Annotated in this window: 14 protein-coding genes and 1 tRNA gene; 7 read left to right on the top strand and 8 right to left on the bottom strand. The window is 33.3% G+C overall.

Annotation, left to right across the window (positions count from 1 at the left end; all coding sequences use genetic code 11):
- Window positions 1–26 precede the first annotated feature (26 nt).
- On the top strand, window positions 27–2,084 hold the full coding sequence (ppk1, locus tag A9G42_RS07040; RefSeq protein WP_065653054.1) for a polyphosphate kinase 1: 2,058 nt from the start codon (window positions 27–29) through the stop codon (window positions 2,082–2,084).
- A 72-nt stretch (window positions 2,085–2,156) separates the two neighbouring features.
- The gene (locus tag A9G42_RS07035) at window positions 2,157–3,647 is read left to right on the top strand and encodes a Ppx/GppA phosphatase family protein (RefSeq protein WP_081302204.1); all 1,491 of its coding nucleotides are present in this window, start codon (window positions 2,157–2,159) and stop codon (window positions 3,645–3,647) included.
- Window positions 3,648–3,701: 54 nt separating this feature from the next.
- On the opposite strand, the gene A9G42_RS07030 is transcribed toward A9G42_RS07035, so the two are convergent.
- The 3 genes from A9G42_RS07030 to A9G42_RS07020 all read right to left on the bottom strand — a co-directional run bounded on the left by A9G42_RS07030 (window position 3,702) and on the right by A9G42_RS07020 (window position 9,147).
- Window positions 3,702–5,162 carry a DASS family sodium-coupled anion symporter gene (locus tag A9G42_RS07030; protein WP_065641947.1) on the bottom strand — a complete coding sequence of 487 codons (1,461 nt, stop codon included), beginning with the start codon at window positions 5,160–5,162 and terminating at the stop codon, window positions 3,702–3,704.
- Between the two features lie 216 nt (window positions 5,163–5,378).
- On the bottom strand, window positions 5,379–6,344 hold the full coding sequence (locus A9G42_RS07025) for an FAD:protein FMN transferase (RefSeq protein ID WP_065653052.1): 966 nt from the start codon (window positions 6,342–6,344) through the stop codon (window positions 5,379–5,381).
- Between the two features lie 31 nt (window positions 6,345–6,375).
- Window positions 6,376–9,147 (bottom strand): flavocytochrome c, encoded by a 2,772-nt coding sequence (locus A9G42_RS07020; RefSeq protein ID WP_065653051.1) that lies wholly within the window; start codon window positions 9,145–9,147, stop codon window positions 6,376–6,378.
- Between the two features lie 532 nt (window positions 9,148–9,679).
- Here A9G42_RS07020 and A9G42_RS07015 point away from each other — a divergent pair.
- Window positions 9,680–10,729 (top strand): dihydroorotate oxidase, encoded by a 1,050-nt coding sequence (locus A9G42_RS07015; RefSeq protein ID WP_065653050.1) that lies wholly within the window; start codon window positions 9,680–9,682, stop codon window positions 10,727–10,729.
- A gap of 744 nt (window positions 10,730–11,473) precedes the next feature.
- Here the strand turns inward: A9G42_RS07015 and A9G42_RS07010 are convergent.
- Together A9G42_RS07010 and dnaQ are read right to left on the bottom strand one after the other, a co-directional pair.
- Window positions 11,474–11,550 (bottom strand) — tRNA-Asp (locus A9G42_RS07010).
- Window positions 11,551–11,661: 111 nt separating this feature from the next.
- Window positions 11,662–12,399, bottom strand: coding sequence for a DNA polymerase III subunit epsilon (gene dnaQ / locus A9G42_RS07005; protein WP_081295793.1), 738 nt, complete (start codon window positions 12,397–12,399; stop codon window positions 11,662–11,664).
- Between the two features lie 238 nt (window positions 12,400–12,637).
- On the opposite strand from dnaQ, the gene rnhA reads away from it, so the two are divergent.
- The 3 genes from rnhA to A9G42_RS06990 all read left to right on the top strand — a co-directional run bounded on the left by rnhA (window position 12,638) and on the right by A9G42_RS06990 (window position 15,190).
- Window positions 12,638–13,111: a ribonuclease HI gene (gene rnhA, locus A9G42_RS07000; protein WP_065582660.1), complete on the top strand. Its 474-nt coding sequence runs from the start codon at window positions 12,638–12,640 to the stop codon at window positions 13,109–13,111.
- 73 nt (window positions 13,112–13,184) lie between these two features.
- Window positions 13,185–13,913: a hydroxyacylglutathione hydrolase gene (gene gloB / locus A9G42_RS06995; protein ID WP_065582659.1), complete on the top strand. Its 729-nt coding sequence runs from the start codon at window positions 13,185–13,187 to the stop codon at window positions 13,911–13,913.
- A gap of 209 nt (window positions 13,914–14,122) precedes the next feature.
- Window positions 14,123–15,190, top strand: a complete 1,068-nt coding sequence (locus tag A9G42_RS06990; RefSeq protein ID WP_179854627.1) for a transglycosylase SLT domain-containing protein — start codon at window positions 14,123–14,125, stop codon at window positions 15,188–15,190.
- Here A9G42_RS06990 and A9G42_RS06985 read toward each other — a convergent pair.
- Together A9G42_RS06985 and gshA are read right to left on the bottom strand one after the other, a co-directional pair.
- Window positions 15,171–15,950: an endonuclease/exonuclease/phosphatase family protein gene (locus tag A9G42_RS06985; protein WP_065582657.1), complete on the bottom strand. Its 780-nt coding sequence runs from the start codon at window positions 15,948–15,950 to the stop codon at window positions 15,171–15,173. The two genes, A9G42_RS06990 and A9G42_RS06985, sit on opposite strands and share 20 nt — an antisense overlap.
- A complete protein-coding gene (gene gshA / locus A9G42_RS06980) occupies window positions 15,943–17,514 on the bottom strand; it encodes a glutamate--cysteine ligase (RefSeq protein ID WP_065653049.1) in 1,572 nt (523 codons plus the stop codon). The genes A9G42_RS06985 and gshA overlap by 8 nt, the downstream gene beginning before the upstream one ends.
- Window positions 17,515–17,798: 284 nt before the next feature.
- On the opposite strand from gshA, the gene A9G42_RS06975 reads away from it, so the two are divergent.
- Complete coding sequence (locus A9G42_RS06975) at window positions 17,799–18,215, top strand: hypothetical protein (protein WP_065653048.1); 417 nt, start codon at window positions 17,799–17,801, stop codon at window positions 18,213–18,215.
- Window positions 18,216–18,654: 439 nt separating this feature from the next.
- Here the strand turns inward: A9G42_RS06975 and rlmC are convergent, their stop codons facing one another.
- Window positions 18,655–19,821 (bottom strand): 23S rRNA (uracil(747)-C(5))-methyltransferase RlmC, encoded by a 1,167-nt coding sequence (rlmC, locus tag A9G42_RS06970; RefSeq protein WP_065653047.1) that lies wholly within the window; start codon window positions 19,819–19,821, stop codon window positions 18,655–18,657.
- Window positions 19,822–19,905: the final 84 nt, after the last annotated feature.

Below are 19,905 nucleotides of genomic sequence, written 5' to 3'. Positions count from 1 at the left end.
TTATTAATCGAGTTTGAAAAACTAAAATGATTGAAGAAAAAGTATATTTACCTAAAGAACTCAGTTGGTTGTCTTTTAATCAACGTGTTTTACAAGAGGCGGCAGATAAAAGTAATCCACTTATTGAACGTGTGCGTTTTTTAGGCATATACTCAAGTAACCTTGATGAATTTTATAAAGTACAGTTTGCTAACCTAAAAAAATATGTGCTTATTGAACAAGAACAAGCACATTCTTTGCCTAATGCTAAGAATTTATTGCGCCAAGTAAATCAAAAAGTTATCCAATTGGAATTACAATTTGATCAGCTCTACAATGAATTATTATTAGAAATGGCTAGAAATCAAATCTTTTTGATTAATGAACGACAACTTTCCGCCTATCAAGAAAATTGGATAAAGAATTATTATAAACAAAATCTTAGGCAGTACATAACCCCTATTTTGCTCGATAGCCATACAGAGCTTATTCAATTTTTAAAAGATGATCATGCTTATTTGGCTGTAGAAATTATTTGTGAAGATAATATCAGTTATGCATTACTGGAACTACCAACAGATAAAGTTTCTCGTTTTGTATTATTGCCATCTGAAGTGTCCACTAAAAATAAATCCATTATCTTTTTAGACAACATACTTCGATATTGCTTAACGGATATTTTTAAAATATTTTTTGATGCCAAAGAATTAAATGCTTATTCAATTAATATCAATAGGGATGCAGAATACGAATTAAACACCGAATTAGATAGTTTACTTGAGCTTATGTCTCAAGGTTTAAAACAACGTTTAACGGCACAGCCTGTACGCTTTACTTATCAAAAAGATATGCCAAAAGCATTATTTGAATTGTTAATTAATAAATTACGATTAACTGAACAAGAGGCGATGCCTGGCGGTCGCTATCCTAATTTTAAAGATCTGGTCAAGTTTCCTGATTTTGGACAGAAGAAGCTATTAAATAAAAAAATTTCAAGCCTAAGTTATAATCGATTTAAACAATTTCGTAATGCTTTTGATACAATAAAAGATCGCGATGTTTTACTTTATTATCCTTACTATTCTTTTGGGCATGTTCTTGAAATTATGCGCCAAGCCTCATTTGATCCTTCTGTTACGCATATTCGCATGAACATATATCGAGTAGCTAAAGACTCACGTTTTATTCATACTGCGATTAATGCTGCTAATAATGGTAAAAAAGTTACTGTAGTGGTTGAGTTACAGGCAAGATTTGATGAGGAAGCAAATATAAAATGGGCAAAACGGCTAATTAGTAGCGGAATTAAAGTCATCTATTCACAACCAAAACTTAAGATCCATGCCAAGTTATTTTTAATTGATCGTAAAGAAGATGATGGAATTGTTCGTTATGCTCATATTGGTTCTGGTAATTTTAATGAAAGAACGGCGGCCATTTATACCGATTTTTCACTATTAACCGCAGATCCAGCCATTACCGATGAAGTTAGAAAAGTATTTAATTTTATTGAAAACCCGTTCAAACCTGTATCATTCAACCATTTGCTTGTTTCACCGCAAAATACACGATTACGATTTTATGAGTTTATCGAACGGGAAATAAATAATGCAAAAGTGGGGAAACCCGCTGGTATCTATTTAAAGTTAAATGCAATAACAGATCAAGATATGATAGATCAACTATATCGCGCATCATGTGCTGGAGTAAAAATTAGAATGGTAGTAAGAGGAACCTGTGTATTGGTACCGCAAATTCCTAACTTAAGTGAAAATATCACGGTCACCAGTATTGTTGATCAGTTTTTGGAGCATGCTCGTGTCTATATTTTTGAAAATGATGGAAAAAAAGATACATATATTTCTTCCGCAGACTGGATGCCTCGTAATCTCGATAACCGTATTGAAGTGGGTGTAAAAATCTTCGATCCAATAATAAAATCAACTATTCATAATATTTTTGATATACAGTGCAATGATAACGTAAAAGCTCGCATTATTGATAAAGATGCCACCAACAATTATGTGCAAAGAGGTAATAAGAAAAAAACCAGAGCCCAATATGCCATTTATGATTATTTGAAACGGTTAGAATCATTTGAATAATGAATTGAGGATTTTAAAGTGAACAAATTCAATGAATATGCCGTAGTTGATCTTGGTTCAAACAGCTTTTATATGGTTATAGTCCGTATCATTGATGGTGCAATGCAAATTATTTATAAAAATAAAAAAAACATTCATCTTGCAACGGGGCTTAATGCTAATAATCAGCTCAATGAATCAAGCATTATACGAGGAGTACAGTGCCTTGAATTATTTGCTGAACGATTAAAAGGATTTCCAGCTGAACATGTTCGTGTTATAGCGACGCATACTTTGCGTGTTGCCCAAAATAAGCATCAATTTTTGATGGCTGCAGCCAAAGTATTTCCTTTTCCTATTGAAATTATTTCAGGTCAAGAAGAGGCTCGCCTTATTTATTTAGGTGCCATGACGACAGAATCAACATCGTCAACTGATACCAAATTTGTAGTAGATATCGGTGGTGGATCGACTGAAATAGCAATAGGAAAAGGAAATGATTTAAAACCATTGCTTGTAGCTAGCCGTCCCATGGGGTGTGTAACTTATGCTAAGCAATTCTTTCATGATCAAAAAATCGATTTTGATTCATTTCAACGAGCAAGGCTTGCCGCCGAACAACAAATTGAAAGTATGATTCATATTATTAAAAAGCAGAAAATCACTGTAGCATTTGGATCATCTGGAACGATTAAAGCTATTTATCGTATTTTATTAGACATTGGTGTCTGTGATGGAATTATTACGCCTAAAAGGCTAGATGATTTAATTCGTTATATTTTGGAATTTAAATCTTGCCAAGATATTAACTACCCTTCACTTTCTAATGAAAGAAAAAGCATATTTGTTAGTGGGCTGGCAATATTTTGTGGTATTTTTTATGCCCTAGGCTTAGAGGCTTTACGCTTTAGTCCGTGTGCATTACGTGAAGGCGTGCTTTATGAACTCATTGATGGTCCTAATTTCCGAGATATTAGACAAAATACGGCTCAATTACTTTCCGATCATTACAACGTTGATCAACGCCATGCAAAACAAGTGGTTAAAACTGCAAAATTTTTATTTTCTCAATGGCAACAACAAACACAAATCGTTATTCCACCTAGCTTAGAATCTATATTGTATTGGGCTGCGCAGTTGCATGAAGTTGGGTTAAAAATCAACTTTACCTCGATTCATAAACATTCGAGTTATATTTTAAAGAATAGTAATTTGCCGGGGTTTAATGAAGAACAACAATTACTTTTAGCAACGCTTGTTCGTTATCATCGAAAATCAATTAATATTGATGAAATCCCTTATTTCAGCTTGTTTGAATACAAGCATATAATATCAGCCATGCAAATGCTTAGATTATCTATTCTAATAAATAATCAGCGAAATACCGATCTAAATCTTGATGCATTTAAATTAAAATTATCAAAAAATAGACCCACCCAGATAACGTTAGAAGTTAATCAAGATTTTGTCGAAAAGAATAAATTAATCTTATTGGATTTAGAGCAAGAACAAAAATATTGGAAACCGATTGATGATTGGCAATTATCAATTAAAATTTGTCGCTATAAAATTAACTCAGTATAAAAATACCGCCAGTCAATGTGGCGGTATATAATCTTTAGTGTATATAATTAGTTATTAGCTAAGACCGATTATTTTCCACCATAAAATACCCACAGTAAATAAGATAGCCAAATTTATAATGCTACAAATAAACCCGACTTTCCACCAAGTTTTTACAGGAACAAAACCTTCAGCAAATAATAGCGGATTTCTTGCATTGGCAAATTGTGTAATTGAACCAAAATAGTTAGTACAAATAACTAAAGCAAAAATTGCAATAAATGTGGGTACGCCAAGAGCAATAGCTATCGATAAGAAAACTGGAAATAAAGCGGCGATATGCGCATTACCACTGGCAAAAAGATAGTGCAAATAAACATACGCAACACATAAAACAATCAGCACTAATAACCAGCTACTTTCACCTAAATAACCTTGCACTGCACTACCTATTGTATCACCTAACCATTTTGTCACACCAAGTTTATTGACTTGCCCTGCTATCATTAATAATGCCGCAAACCAAATTAATGTATCCCAAGCTGCTTTTTCACTTTTGATGTCATCCCAACTTAATACACCCGTTAAAAGCAAAATAGTCAAACCAATAAAGGCAGTTGTTGTTGAATCAATATTGAAGTTTTTACCAAAAATCCAAAGTGCTAATAATAGAATAACTGTTCCACCCATAATGATTTCTTTAACGGTGATAGATCCCATTTTTTTCAATTCTTCAGCAGCTAATTTAGGTGCTTCTGGTGTCTTTTTTAGCTCTGGGTTAGTTAAAAAGTAGATAACTAAAGGAATAATAATAAATGAAACTAAGCATGGAACAATAGCTACAATAAACCATTGCCCCCAGCCTAATGTGATATCTAGTGATTTTGTCACTAACTTAGCAGCTAATAAATTTCCAGTAAACGCCGTTAAGAACATTGCCGAGGTAATGTCATTGATATGGCTAATAGTTAACATTAAAAATGTACCAATACGGTTTCTTGATTCATCCTTAGGGCTAGAATTAAAATTGATAGCTAATGCTTCAGCTATTGGGTAAATAACCCCACCAGCACGTGCAGTTGTACTTGGAATCGCTGGCGCTAAGGCCATATCAGTGACAGCTAAACCATAGGCAAGTCCCAATGTATTTTTACCTAAGATCTTCACAAGATAATAGGCAATACGTTTACTTAAACCTGTTTTAATAAAGCCGCGAGCAATCATAAAAGCAATAACAATTAACCAAATTAACCCACTATTTAATTCGCTTAATGATACCTCTATAGCGTTTTTAGCACTTTCGGCTCCCGTTGGTCTCAATACTGCAAATACCGTAATGGCTAATAAGCCGATTGCACCAATTGGCATAATTTCAGCAACAATACACGCAATTGTTGCAATAAAGATAATGCTTGTTTGCCAACCTTCTTGACTGATGCCTTGAGGAGGAGATATAAACAACCAAAGTATTGCTGAAATTGCCGCAATAATTATAAATGGTAGCCATTTTACTGGCGGTTTTTTTACTACGTTCATAGTATTTCCCTTTTTAATTTAAATATAATTTTATTACACCGATGTAAATTCTTTCTTTTTTAAATCTCACAAATCCACCCAGAAAAAACTTCAATAAAATCAATGGTTTTTCTGACTGTTTTTTATTAAAACTAAGCTGTTATTAAATTAAAACAGTAAAAACAAAGATCTAATATAATCGTTATTTTTATCATTTTTTGATGCTAAGCCTGTTGATTAATCGGTGATTATTTTGTACTGAGTGTCAATTAGTTGAAAAACAAAATTATCTGGGTTTATTAATGCTATTGTTTTATTTTTTAACAAAAATATAGCTGATAAGTTTTGATGCTTTTGTAAATATTTTCTGCTGTTATCAAGTCCCCATCCATAAAATACCGTTGAGTAAATATCACCTTCTAATGAAGAGTTGGATATTACTGTCACACTGTCTAGTTCATTATCTAATGGATAGCCTGTCTTGGGATCTAATATGTGATGATAGAGATGATTGTTTTGTATAAAAAAACGTTCATAAATCCCCGATGTTACAACAGACTTATTTTTAACTTTAATAACTCCTGATAACTTATCATCAGTTGCAAATGGTTTTTTTAGCCCCACATGCCAATAGCTGTTTTCATTGGTTAAAGGGCTACCTAAAGTTAATACGTTACCACCTAAATTAATAATACCTTGATAAACTTGATATTTATGTAAAATTAATTTGGCAACATCGGCAATATACCCCTTAGCAATTGCGCCTAAATCAATTTCCATGCCGAATTTTTTCAAAAAAACAGAACGATTATTTGTATCTAGCTCAATATTATTAGGATCTGTTAACAATAATCGCTGTTTAATCAATTTTGCTGGTGGAACTTGTTGCCCGTTGAAACCAATTTTCCAAAGTTTAACTAAAGGACCAATGGCAAAATTAAAGCAACTATTGAAATGCGAACTGACTTTTTGTGCTTGTTCAATCAAAGAAAATACCGAGCGACTCACAGTAACAGGGTGACTGCCCGCAGCTAAATTGATTGACATGACTTCTGATATTAACCTATTTACAGTCAACTTATCTTCAAGCAATTTAATGCTGTCAAAAACGGCTCGTGCAACGGTGTCATTAGGCTCTATAAGCGTTAATGACACCGTTGTTCCCATTAAAGTTTGAGTATATTTATAACTCGACCTTAACATACTAAACAAGCCCCAAATTGCTACAACTCAATTAACTTTTTATATAATAGGCAGCTTTTTTACCTGCTTGCATACCGAAAATAATGATATCTGCAACCGCATTACCGCCTATTCGGTTTGCTCCATGTATTCCCCCCACAACTTCGCCTGCAGCAAAAACACCTTGAATGACATTTTTATTAGCATCTAAAACTTGTGTTTGAGTATTGATAGTCACACCGCCCATAGTATGGTGAACACCAGGGGCAATTTTTATTGCATAAAAAGGTGCTTTTTCTATAGGATGACGTATGCCCGTTGTTCGGCCAAAGTCCTGATCGTGCTTAGTAATGGCAAACTGATTATAGCGCGCTACTGTGTTAGCTAATGTGCGACTATTAATTGATAACTCTTGTGCTAATTCTTCAAGAGTATTTGCTTGAGTGACCAGCTGATTTGAGACATATTCTTCCACCGCTTTATTTTCATCACGAACTTGTTGATCAAATAAGATATAAGCATAATGTTCGGGTAAATGAATAATTTCTGCTGATACTTTATCTCGGGTATCAAGCTCATTAACAAATCGTTGGCCTTTTTGCGATACGAGTATCGCCCCACCACCTCGAATAGATTCAGAAATCAAGTAAGAAGATGTTTGTTCTACTGTTGGATGAATTTGGATTTCACCCATATCAACAGTTCCAGCCCCAAGTTTTTCCAATATCATAATGCCAGAACCCGTTGCACCTTTATGATTGGTGGTAACAAAACCTTTAAGATCAGGGCGATATTTTTCAACCATGGCAGTATTAGCACTAAATCCACCTGTTGCGATAATAACGGCCTTAGTTTTTATCACGCGAGTTGAGCCATCTTCTTCGGAAATTTTAACGCCAATGACTTTATTGTTCTCAGTGACAATTTCAGTAACCGCAGTATCTAACATAACTTCAATACCACGCTTATTGATATTTTTAACTAGACCACTAATTAAAAAACCACCAACTGCCGCCCCGCTTTCTGGGCGATGGGTTCGATCAATGCTCATTCCCCCTGTGGTTGTAATACCACTTAATTCAATATCATTATTATCTAACCAATCGATAGCCCCTGGTGCATTTTTAACAAAGTATCGTAATAAGTCAGGATTATTTTTATTTTTTCCACCTGCCATAGTTTCTTTATAAAAAAGCTCTTTACTATCGACAATGCCTTTGAGTTTTTGGAATTTAGTTTCCGCAGCATTCATACCTGCCGAAGCTTTATTAGTATTACCACCAATCACCGGCATTTGCTCAACAATAACAACCTTTGCGCCATGATCATGTGCTTGAATAGCTGAGGCAAGCCCCGCGCCACCACTACCAACAACGACAACATCAAAAGAAAGATCATCAGGATCCCCCCCTTCGGCAATAATTGCGTCTTTGTTAGATTTTGCCATTGCTTTAGTTACAGCTTTCTTAAATGCTTCACATTGTGTTGTTGCTCCAGAGATAGCATCAACATGTGGACTATTTGAATCAATAATTCTATGTTTAATTTCAGTAAAATTATTTAAAACTTCACTATCAAAATTTTGCGCATTAACTAATTGTATATCTTTTATAAAATCCTTACCTAACTCAACGTTAATTAAAAATTCATAAGATTCATCATTAACTTTCTCTTGATACTGACCTGGTTTGAACTTTTTCACATTAAGGTTAGCATCACGAATCAAACTTTCAACAAGGGAAAAATGCCATAAAGGCTCAGGAATATTAAGCTCTTCCCGTTTATCACTATTGATAAATAGTTCTAACTTTTCCCCTTTTTTAATGCGACTAACCCAATCAGGATAAGCAATACAAGCACGACCGACAGCAACTAAATCATAGCCATTTTTAAAAGCTGCATCGATATCACTTTGATTAACAACATTACCGACCCCCACAACAGGAATTTTAGCTAATTGCTCAGATCGCATTGCAACATATTTATTGATTAGTGGTGTTGTATCTTCGGTATCAACGATCGAAGGTCTTAAAATCGACCCCATTGAGAAATGAACATAATCAAGCCCTTTTGCAGCCAGTTTTTCAAGCAAATACATGGTATCATCAAAACGAATACCAGGGACTTCTAGCTCTTCGGGGGAAAACCGATATCCAACAATAAACTCAGGAGTTGCATATTGTTGAATCATATTATGTGTGATATCTAAAACCGCAAGCGGGAATCGAGTACGATTATCACGACTCCCCCCCCATTTATCATTACGTTGATTTGAATTAGGTGAGTAGAATTGTTGAATTAAATAAGTATTTGCGCCATGAATTTCTACACCATCAAAACCAGCCTGAATAACACGACGCACAGCTTGACCAAACTTGTCAATCATTTCATCTACTTCTTCAGCCGTTAATTCAACGGGAGTTGGAGCATTCGGGCGTGGAGCAGCAATGGCACTCGGGCCTACTGGTGATTGGCCGCCAATTAACTTTGGCTCAACCATTCGTCCACCATGATAAACTTGAATAATAGCTTTAGAACCTTGCTCTTTGATAACTTTAGCTATTTTTGCTAATCCCTCAATTTTATCATCACTATCTAAGCCAATTGCGCCAGGAAAAGCTAATCCTTTATTATCAACAAAGCCACATTCGACTATCACTGTGCCAATATCACCAGCTCTTACCCGATAGTATTCAATCAAGTCATGCGTAACAGAACCATCATAAAAACCTGAGCAGGTTGTCATTGGCGCCATCATGATGCGATTTTTTAATTCTACCCCATTTGGTAACGTTAACGACTTAAATGTAAGTTGATTTGTCATTTGATATACCTAATTATTTTATTTGAATTCATTTATTGGCAATTATGATAGCATTCCAAACAACAATTCTCTATGTAAATTCAGTCTATCAATACATTAAGTATCAATTTTTCGACAGTATTTTTTACATATTTATTAATGAATTAGGTATGCATCGTTTTTAGAATCGACAAAATTACTTCGTTTTCATATAAAAAATCATTAAATTTAATGTATCCAAGTAGAAAAAATCTAAAAAAAAACACTGTAACCATTTCATTTAGTTACATATTTTCTATTATTTTTATGTTGAACTTTAATTTTGTTTAGATAGAATGTCTTGAAACCAACACAAAGAGAATATCGTATATGTTTATAACACCGATTGAGCTTTTAACATTGCAACCCACTTTTAATTCTCTTTCTGCCCTGTTTTTTAATCCTCCTTCATGGAGGATTTTTTTTGTTGCAAAAATCTTTTCTTTTTATTCTTGTTATAAATTAAAAGCCAAAATCAATTTTACTTTAAGAAAGCGCATAATCAGGAGATAGCATGAAATCTTTAACACCTTTTTATAATCCAAGTATAAGTTATGAAGATAATTATGCTCAAGGACCCTTTGGGCTTTTTGCACAATTAGATAAATCACAACAGATTCCAACAAAACCCGCAACGTTCTTAAATATTGATGTCAATTTACCATTCGGTATGCCAGCAGGCCCATTATTAAATGCCAATTATATCAAAGCGGCATTTGCTTATGGATTTGATTTATGTGTGTATAAAACAGTTCGAACTAAGTTTCATAAATGTCATCCATTACCTAATGTCTTGTCTGTTCATCCTAAAGGTAAACTATCGTGCAACTTAGATACAGTATTAGCAGATACTAATTATAATCAACCTATATCAATTACCAACTCATTTGGTGTGCCTTCATTTTCCCCCGACATTTGGCAACCCGATATGGCTGATGCGGTACAATCGGCTGGCCATGGGCAATGTGTAATCGGTAGTTTCCAAGGCACACAAGGGCATGGAGAAATAGAAAAAGATTATGCTCTAGCGGCAAAATTAGTGCATGAAACTAATGCACCTATTCTTGAAGCAAATTTAAGTTGCCCGAACGAAGGGGCAAGCAAGCTACTATGTTTTGATGTAGATAAAGTTGAACGAATTGTAAATGCGATAAAAACAGCAGTGCCTGATCGCCCTCTTATTTTAAAACTGGCCTATTTTCCTGATAATGAAAGAATTATTTCTTTATTAACTCATGTGGGTACTATTATTGATGGTTTAAGTACTATCAATACGTTATCGGCAAAACCCGTTGATGCGAAAGGTCACCCAGCCTTAGGCGAAAACAGAAAAGAAGGCGGAATCTGTGGTAATGCCATTCGTTGGGCTGGTTTAGATATGGTGAACCGTTTAGCCAAATATCGCAAAGAAATGGATCTAAAATTTGTTATTATTGGTGTAGGTGGCGTTAGCACTAGCGAGCATTACCGTCAATTTATAGACAATGGTGCTGATGCAGTTATGAGCGCAACAGGTGCTATGTGGAACCCATTGCTAGCAATAGAGATCAAAAAAAGCCTTTAATATCAGCCAACCATAGTCTATAAAGGTTACAGTGTAACTTACTACTGTAACCTTGTTTTCACAATTCGTCTTAAATTGATAATACAAGATGATATATAGCAATAAAGATGCCTAAATAACTAGTTGCCATTTTTAACAAAATAAATGATTAAAATTGTTGTACGGGATATAGAAACCGCTAATTGTCGAATTTTAAAAAATATATTCTAATAAAATTCAAATATATTTTGACGCCATTTACTCTTTAACTAAAAAACAGTATATCAATAATATTTGCTTATCTATTACTGATTGATCATTTAAAAAAAATAATAATCGCTAATGAAATATACAATCACTTTGAAGAAAAAAGACTATCCTTACATAAATTAGAGATTTTGAATATATTCAGGAAATATTAATTGTAGAAAATCATTTTACATTACAAGAGGTGTAGCTTAAATTCTAGACATTGATTAGCGCATCACTTACTTAGATAGCCAAGTTTGCTTAAAAAAGTTTAAATAAAATTTAGCAAATTATATATGGGCTGGGCAATGATTTTATACTAAAACTCACATCTACCTGAAATTTTTGACGGAAATAATACGGATTTTTTATTTTTCAATATAATTGGATGAAAGTTAATTTTAAAAATTAGAAAACACAATAAGCATGGCAACTTTTGACAAAAATTATTAGCATATTCGTAGAGGTCATTAGACTATAATGGAAAATTTGATTGGTATAACTACTGTATGGAATTGGCGGAACGGACGGGGCTCGAACCCGCGACCCCCTGCGTGACAGGCAGGTATTCTAACCAACTGAACTACCGCTCCGCTTTTTAGTCACTTAGATGAAGAACATCTAAATTAGGCGCAATATTAAAGATTATTTTTAGTCTCGTCAATAAAAAATTTTAAATTGAAATTTAATTGAATACAAAACAATCATTGCAACGAATTCCATAATGCACCGCCACATTTTTTATCAATTTTCTTCAAAACTGCCTCATGTTCGGAAAGTTCATATTCTGTTGCTTTAATGACTTTTAAAGGAACACCACTACGCTCTACTCTTTTTATTGCATTAGGTTCAGATGAAGATAAATTATTGTCTTCTGAACTAAAAGATAACGTCGTTTGCCCCCCTGTCATAGCTAAATAAACTTCAGCTAGAATTTCGGCATCTAGTAAAGCACCATGCAATGTTCGATGAGAATTATCGATCTGATAGCGTTCACATAATACATCTAAGTTGTTACGTTTACCTGGAAATAGGCGCCTTGCCATGGACAGGGTATCAGTGACAAGACAATGATCAGCAGTTTTGAAATCTAATCCACAAAGACGAAATTCATAATCCATAAAGCCCACATCAAACGAGGCATTGTGAATGACTAATTCTGCACCATCAATAAATTTAATAAAATCATGGGCAATATTTTTAAAAATAGGTTTATCTTTAACAAATTCATCACTTATACCGTGGACTTTAAAAGCTTCCTGATCAATCAAACGTTCTGGGTTAATATAAACATGGAAATGATTACCCGTTAATCGGCGATTTATGACTTCAACAGCACCTATTTCAATAATCTTATGACCTTCATAATGATTATTACCCTCTTGATTCATACCTGTTGTTTCTGTATCTAATACGATTTGGCGTGTAGGATTATGTATCACTTTCTTCTCTTTTATATCAGTAATTGGGGAAAAACGTTTTTAATGGTATAGTCTAACATCAAAACCCTTTAATGTTGATACCTGATACTTGATAAACAAAATAAGGTCAAATGGTTAAATTTGTGGGAGGAAATCAACAAATAAAATAAAGCCCAATTATTGCATTCTTTCAATTGGAATAAAAAATTTAACTAAAACAACAAATTTGATCAACAATATTGAGAAAAGAAATCAGAACATGCTAAAAAAGATAGAAATATATACAGATGGTTCTTGCCTTGGTAATCCAGGTCCTGGTGGTTATGCAGCTATTTTAAAATATAAAGAAACTGAAAAAATATTATCAGAAGGTTTTTTTAAAACAACGAATAATCGTATGGAATTATTAGCTGCGATTGTTGCTTTAGAAAAATTAAAACATCCCTGTCAAATTGAACTATATTCTGATAGCCAATATTTGCGTAATGGGATTATCAATTGGATAAATGGCTGGAAAAAAAATGGCTGGAAAACAGCCAACAAAAAACCGGTAAAGAATGTTGACCTATGGAAAAGACTTGATGAATTAGTGCAACCTCATAAAATTGAGTGGATTTGGGTAAAAGGTCATGCAGGGCATATTGAAAATGAACGTTGTGACATTATAGCTAGAACACAAGCCCAATCCCCTACTTTACAAGATACGATATTTGAACAATCTGTAGATAATTAACTTATAAAATAGTGTTATTCAACAAATATAAATTAACTTGCTTTAGAAAAATAACTAATGGTATAAACGCAATATGTATCAATTACATAGTATTAAATCCTTAAAAGACAATTATATTTGGATTCTAACTAATCCTAATAATCAAGCTGTGATTATAGATCCTGGCGAAGCTGAACCTGTGATTAATTATATTAATAAACATCAATTATTACCCCTTGGAATTTTAATTACTCATCACCATAACGATCACACTGGTGGGGTATATGAATTAAAAAATCAATATCAAAATATTGAAGTCTACGGCCCTAGCGAAATTGATTTACCAATTAATTATCTTATTAATCAAAACAGCGTTTGTATTGGTGATTTTAATTTTACTGTCATTGCTGTACCAGGGCATACGCTTGGTCATTTAGTATATTACTGTAAGCCTTTTTTGTTTTCTGGAGATACTTTATTTTCAGCGGGTTGCGGTAGAGTTTTTGAAGGTACTTATCAGCAAATGTTAGATTCGCTAAATCATTTAAAAAAACTACCTAACGATACTTTAGTTTGTGCAGGGCATGAATATACTCTATCCAATTTAGCATTTGCCTCTCAAATGCTAACCGATGATGAAAACATCAAAAGCTACTTAAATTCGATTTCAAAACAATCGCAAACATTACCGTCTATTTTATCTAAAGAAAAACAAATTAATTTATTTTTGCGATGCCATGAAAATCAATTGCAAAATAAATTCAATTTTAACAATGAATTAGATTTGTTTGTTTTTTTTAGGAGCCAAAAAGACATTTTTTAGGTATAATATTTAACTCAATTTAGATGAAAACTTACGAACCAATGAAAAAGTTATTAATATTTACAGCGTTATGTTTGTTTTTAATCGCATGCCAACATAATGGACCGCGATATAATCCTATAGTTAAAATAAAGTATTCCAGAAACACAGCTAATAATATAAATAGTTCTCGTAATTATGCATCTATCACGCAAAATCCATGGCAATATATGCTTAATCAGATTGACGCATATATTCCAGAAAATAGTCGCGTTAATGCAGAGAGAGAACGATTATTACGTAATCCTAAAGGATTTGAAACGATTGCCTCACGTTCAGAGCCTTATGTCTATTACATAATAAATCAACTTCGTAAAAATAATCTACCTGCTGAACTAGCTTTAATTCCTCTTATTGAAAGTGCTTATGACCCACTTGCAACATCATCAGCACAAGCAGCGGGACTATGGCAATTTGTTCCAATTACAGCTAAAGAATACGGGCTACAACAAAGTAGTTCATTTGATGCTCGTCGAGATCTTATTGCATCCACTAACTCGGCTATTTCTTTGTTACAAAATTTAAATAACCGCTTTAACGGTGATTGGTTATTAACTTTGGCGGCTTATAATGCAGGTGAAGGTCGAGTAAGAAGAGCCATTGAAAAAAATCAGGCTAAAGGTTTACCAACTAATTATTGGTCACTAGAATTGCCGACAGAAACTATGCATTATGTTCCTAAAATTTTGGCAATTATTGATATTGTTAAGAATAATAAACGATATGGAATTAAATTACCTGATTGTAATTATGAAAACTCACTTGTTAGAATTGATATATCTAAAAATATTTCATTAGCTAAAATTGCTAAATACTCTAAGTTATCGCTTGATGAGTTAACAACATATAATGCAGGGTATGTGCAACAAACAGTAAATGGTCCTTTCCATTTGCTTGTTCCTTATGCTCATGCGGCAGATTTATTTAAAAAATTACAAGAAGATAACCTTGTTGTCAATGAGGTTACAGAACTTCTACAAGATACTCCTCGTACTAATATGCCATTTGAATTTAAATCTGGCTTTATGCAAAACAATAGTATTGCACGTAAAGAGAGTTTTTCTAGAAATGTGAAAAAGATTGCCTATCTTGTCAAAGCAGGTGATAGCCTTTACTCCATCGCTCAAAGTTATCGTGTAAAGATTACCGATATATTGCAGTGGAATAATCTTAAGAATTCTAAAGTACAAGAAGGCGATATCTTAACAATCAATCTTGCTAATGCAAATCCAATCTAAAATTGACTAATAGAGGATTATGATCTGAAGCTGTTGTACTAATGATTTCAGCAGCATTAAGTTGTAATCCTCGATAAAAAACAAAATCAAGTGGTCTTCCCATAAATGTTTTTCGAATATCCACAGGAAAATTAACAGGCTTTAGCTCAATTGAGCGCACAAGATGATACAACAAATTTAGTCGCTGTTTGCTCCATGCATTAAAATCCCCAGCTAAAATAACTGGACCGTTATGCTCTTTTATTCGAATTAATAACATACGTATTTGTTGGCGGTAGGCTTTTACACCAATACTGAAATTTACAGCATGAACATTCGCAACTAATAATTGCTTTTTAGAATTGTTGATAGGATAAATAGTAATTAAAGCAGATTTAGGGACACGAATTAATGGCTCTCTTTCTCTGAAAGAAAAAAGAGAAGCTGGTAATACATCTGAAATTGTCATTACGCCAGCATAAATATCGTTAAAACAATATGCTGGAACATGATCGGCAATTTTATTATGTTGTGAAATAAAATTAAGTAACGGTGATGTGGTTTGAGCTTCTTGTAATAAAATCAGTTTAGTTTTATCAGCATGTTGTTTAAGAATATCGATACAATCAGCTTTTTTTTGTTTAAAAATATTCCAAACTAAAACCGAAAAGGAAGTTTGATCGATTAACGGCTTATTTACTATGATTGGTTGATTAGGCAAGATTAACTCAACTTCATTACTTGCCTGATATCGTAATGTATAATGTCGTTTTTTAAACATCTTTTCCGTTCAATTTATTCTTCAAATATTCATCAAAAGATAAAGTATCACTCTGCTCTTTTTTGTTCTGTTTTTCAATAGATAAATTACGTTGTTGAACAAAATCACCATCAGTTAATAATGCTAAAGGCTCAGCAATAAGCTGTTTTCTATATTGACTTGCTAAAGCTAAACCAAATTTTTCCGTACCTAAATCACTTATTGCTTGCAATGTTCTTGCTGATAAAGTTAATTCAGGTTGATCAAACATTAAGTCTAAATGCTCGCAGACAGTGCGATAGTTTTTTTCATCGTCTTGATGATCTAAAACATCAGCAACACGTAATAAGTCTTTAAATAATTCATGCCCAACTTTAGCCAAAGGCTCTCGATAGCTATCACAACCCATACCGATTTCAAGCCCTGGTTTTCGACCCTCCATAATGACTCTATTCCAATTTAGTTTAGCACATTCAAGCTCTTGGCTACTCATTTCAGGAGCAGGTGCTAATGCACACCAAATTAAAAAAAGATCAATAAAGCGTATTTGCTCTTCGGTAATACCCACCGGTGAAAAAGGATTAACATCTAATGCTCGCACTTCAATATACTCAATACCACCACGCAAAAGAGCATCTGACGGTGACTCCCCTGCCATTGGTACTCGTTTAGGTCGAATTGGTGCATAAAACTCATTTTCAATTTGTAAAACATTGTCATTTAATTGGCGATAGTGACCATCAACCTTAATACCTAACTTAGCAAATTCTGCTGACTTGGTATGAGTTGCACGTTTTAGGCCTTCAACATAGGTATCTAAATGATTAAACGTAATACCAAGCTGTTTTTGTGCATTATTTGTATACCCAATGTCACTTAATCTTAATGAGGTTGCATAAGGTAAATAACAGTTTCCATTAGTCTGCTCAATAAATGCTTTAGCTTTTTGTGGATCTTGAATAAATGAAGAACACATCGATGGCGATGCACCAAATAAATAAGGAATAACCCAACCGAAACGATAATAATTGCGAATTAGCGTAAAATAGCCCTCCGAAATGACCACTTTACCTTCTTCGGTATTTTTTACTCCATCTCTTGCTTGCCAAAATGCAGTGGGCAATGAAAAATTATAATGAACACCCGAAATTGTCTGCATCATTGCGCCATAACGGTTTTTTAACCCTTCTCGGTAAACTGTTTTAAAGCGTCCTTCATTTGAGGTACCATATTTCGCAAGAATAATATCTTCTTCATTAGCAACAAAACAAGGCATGCTTAAAGGCCATATCATTTCATCACCGATATTTACACTAGCATAACGATGCAAATCGCGCAAAAATGTCAACATATAGTCAATATTGCTATTAACGGGGGTAATAAACTCTAACATTGATTCGGCAAAATCAGTCGTTATCCACGGATGAGTTAATGCTGCCCCAATTTTTGGCGGAAATGACGTTTTTGACAATGACCCATCAGGCAAAATGCGTAAAGTTTCACGTTCAAGACCTCGTTGAATACCTTGTAAAATGGTATAGTGTTTTTCTAACCAACTAAGTGCTTTTGAGACATCAGGAATCATAATCTTGCTTTTCCTACATTAAGTTTTTATAAGGTTAATATTATCATAATTTACTCGTTACTATAGATCATTTTGGCATTTTGTGAATGGCTAAAATAAATAACACGTGTTGTAGAAATAAAATAAAAAATAATGCTACCTATTATCAATAGTTAAAACTATCGAGATAAATTTTTATCTATTGCATAGATAGTATTTACTAATCATAACAATGACCTTATTAAACTGGTACTAATTAGTGTAGCCTGTCTATGGTTATGTACTTAAGGTTTGAGGATATTGACATGAACACATTGTTTTCGACATATAGCCACTGTTTTGGCATTAACATTAAGAGAAATAAAGCAATAGAAATTAGAAAAGCCATAATTCATAATTTTAGAAAGCCTTTTATAAAAAAAGATATAAAAACGCATGGTCCTTTATGGAGTCAATATATTGCGCCTCAAGGGGCAATTGATATTAATAATCTTGATATAGATAAAAACATATCGGGTTATGTGTTAATTGATGGAAAAGGCAACAATCTACATCTATTTTTATCTTCTTTAGAAAAGTTTTTATCCTATCTTGAAAATAGAAATGATGGGATATTTCCGCCCATTTATTTTGTAAATAAAGATTTTACTTTTTGCCTTGCTGAAAATGGAGAACGTGGTTCAATGAGGCCAGTTTATGTTTATAAAGGTAAGATAATCTAAAATTAATAAAAAATAATTATCAATTTGGGCATTAAGGCACAGCTACTATTACCTATATATCAATATAGGAATCAAATGTATTATGTGGCAATGAACCAAGAAATATCCGATTTGAATCATTCCACAATGATTAATTGATAGTAATAGACTTGCTCGTTTGCTTCTCAATCATTTGCCGTGCAAATACGATACCACCTACCCCAACGTCTTGTTAAAGCAATCAGTGCTCCATAGGTGGTTCAATAAATTAGAGGCAATTTCATGAACTAGGGCTATCGCTGTTTTATATTTAAATTTACGATTAGGTTATCGCTTTACTACATAAAACTGGCGATTTAAAAAACTTGTTGGCTATGCTTTTTAAAACCAAAATTTAGATGATGCCAATAGTTACACCTAGCATTTATTCAACAACTCTAGCGCTGAACTTATGGAAAAATTAAAGCTTTTTATCTTCATGTGCACTCTTTTTTTTCAACAAAATTAAAACTTCCATATGAGCAGTATGTGGGAACATATCAAATAATTGCGATTTGGTAATTTGATAATTATTTAACCATTTTAAATCTTCAACAAGTGAAGATAAGCTACAACTTGAATACATAATATAATTAGGCGACATTTGTTCTAAATACTGTGAAAGCATTTTGCCAGCTCCCCGCCTTGGCGGATTTAGCAGTACTAAATCAGGAATCTTTTGCTCAGTAATAGCATACTGGGTAGCATCAAGTGATTTAAAAATTAACTGTTTAAACCCCAGACTATTAGCAGATTTTGTTGCACACTCAATTGCATCTGGGCTAATTTCAATCCCTGTTAATTGAATGTTTTTCTTTATTCCTTGGCTGACACAACTTAATCCAAAACCACCTACGCCACAAAACAGATCCCAAATAGAATAGATAGGTAAATTTGTAATCCAGTCACTTGCTGTTTTATAAAGATTACTGGCAACATCAGTATTAGTTTGAAAAAAGCTTTTAGGTTTAATAAAAAGAGGAACACCATTTAATGTCATGGGTAGGAATGGGCTCTTTGTTAAAACTAACTCTTCGTCGCCTTCTAATATTGCCGCATGATTAGGTTGTATATTTATTGACACCACCAATAAGTTTTGAATTTTTTCTTGTAATTGTTTGAAAGAATTATTTATTTTGTCAACAAACTTGTGCGATTTTAAAACAAATCGGATCATAAAACAGATTTTATCATCTATTTTACTTTCGGTAATGATAACAAATTTTAACTCCCCTTTCCGCTTATTGATGTTATAAGGCACAAGCTCTTGTTTACGAATGAAAGTTCGAACCAGTTTTAAAATATTTTGCATACTATTTGAGTAAAGAGGACAATCACATAAATCGACCATCTCATTTTCAGTTTGTATGCCCAAAATAGGTTTTTCAACAGTACCTAGCACTGCCATTTTTGCTTTATTACGAAAAGCGGTTTCATGGCTAGCAAATGGCTCTTTGACGTCGGTCGGTTTAAACTGATTTAATTGTTGTAACAGCTTATTTTGTTTTTTGGCCAATTGTATGTGATATGGGCGGTCTAACCACTGGCAAGAAAAACATTTTTTTTGCTGATAAAAACGACATTGCATTAATATAAAAACCTTTTTTATAATGAATTGTTATAGATTGAATTCATTCTAATAGATAAGTATTTTTTTTATTTTATACTAAAA

It is taken from the genome of Gilliamella sp. Nev6-6, from assembly GCF_001690605.1.
Classification (GTDB): Bacteria; Pseudomonadota; Gammaproteobacteria; order Enterobacterales; family Orbaceae; genus Gilliamella; species Gilliamella apicola_C.
The sequence above is the reverse complement of the archived record's forward strand: the minus strand, read 5'-3'. Positions and strand labels throughout refer to the sequence as shown.

Excerpts from the sequence above, each read along its gene's own strand:
- A9G42_RS07015 (WP_065653050.1), top strand. The coding sequence starts at position 9,680 with ATGAAATCTTTAACACCTTTTTATAATCCAAGTATAAGTTATGAAGAT.
- A9G42_RS06990 (WP_179854627.1), top strand. The coding sequence starts at position 14,123 with ATGCTTAATCAGATTGACGCATATATTCCAGAAAATAGTCGCGTTAAT.
- A9G42_RS07020 (WP_065653051.1), bottom strand. The coding sequence starts at position 9,147 with ATGACAAATCAACTTACATTTAAGTCGTTAACGTTACCAAATGGGGTA.
- A9G42_RS07030 (WP_065641947.1), bottom strand. The coding sequence starts at position 5,162 with ATGAACGTAGTAAAAAAACCGCCAGTAAAATGGCTACCATTTATAATT.
- A9G42_RS06985 (WP_065582657.1), bottom strand. The coding sequence starts at position 15,950 with ATGTTTAAAAAACGACATTATACATTACGATATCAGGCAAGTAATGAA.
- gshA (WP_065653049.1), bottom strand. The coding sequence starts at position 17,514 with ATGATTCCTGATGTCTCAAAAGCACTTAGTTGGTTAGAAAAACACTAT.
- gloB (WP_065582659.1), top strand. The coding sequence starts at position 13,185 with ATGTATCAATTACATAGTATTAAATCCTTAAAAGACAATTATATTTGG.
- A9G42_RS07025 (WP_065653052.1), bottom strand. The coding sequence starts at position 6,344 with ATGTTAAGGTCGAGTTATAAATATACTCAAACTTTAATGGGAACAACG.
- rlmC (WP_065653047.1), bottom strand. The coding sequence starts at position 19,821 with ATGCAATGTCGTTTTTATCAGCAAAAAAAATGTTTTTCTTGCCAGTGG.
- rnhA (WP_065582660.1), top strand. The coding sequence starts at position 12,638 with ATGCTAAAAAAGATAGAAATATATACAGATGGTTCTTGCCTTGGTAAT.
- A9G42_RS07035 (WP_081302204.1), top strand. The coding sequence starts at position 2,157 with ATGGTTATAGTCCGTATCATTGATGGTGCAATGCAAATTATTTATAAA.
- ppk1 (WP_065653054.1), top strand. The coding sequence starts at position 27 with ATGATTGAAGAAAAAGTATATTTACCTAAAGAACTCAGTTGGTTGTCT.
- A9G42_RS06975 (WP_065653048.1), top strand. The coding sequence starts at position 17,799 with ATGAACACATTGTTTTCGACATATAGCCACTGTTTTGGCATTAACATT.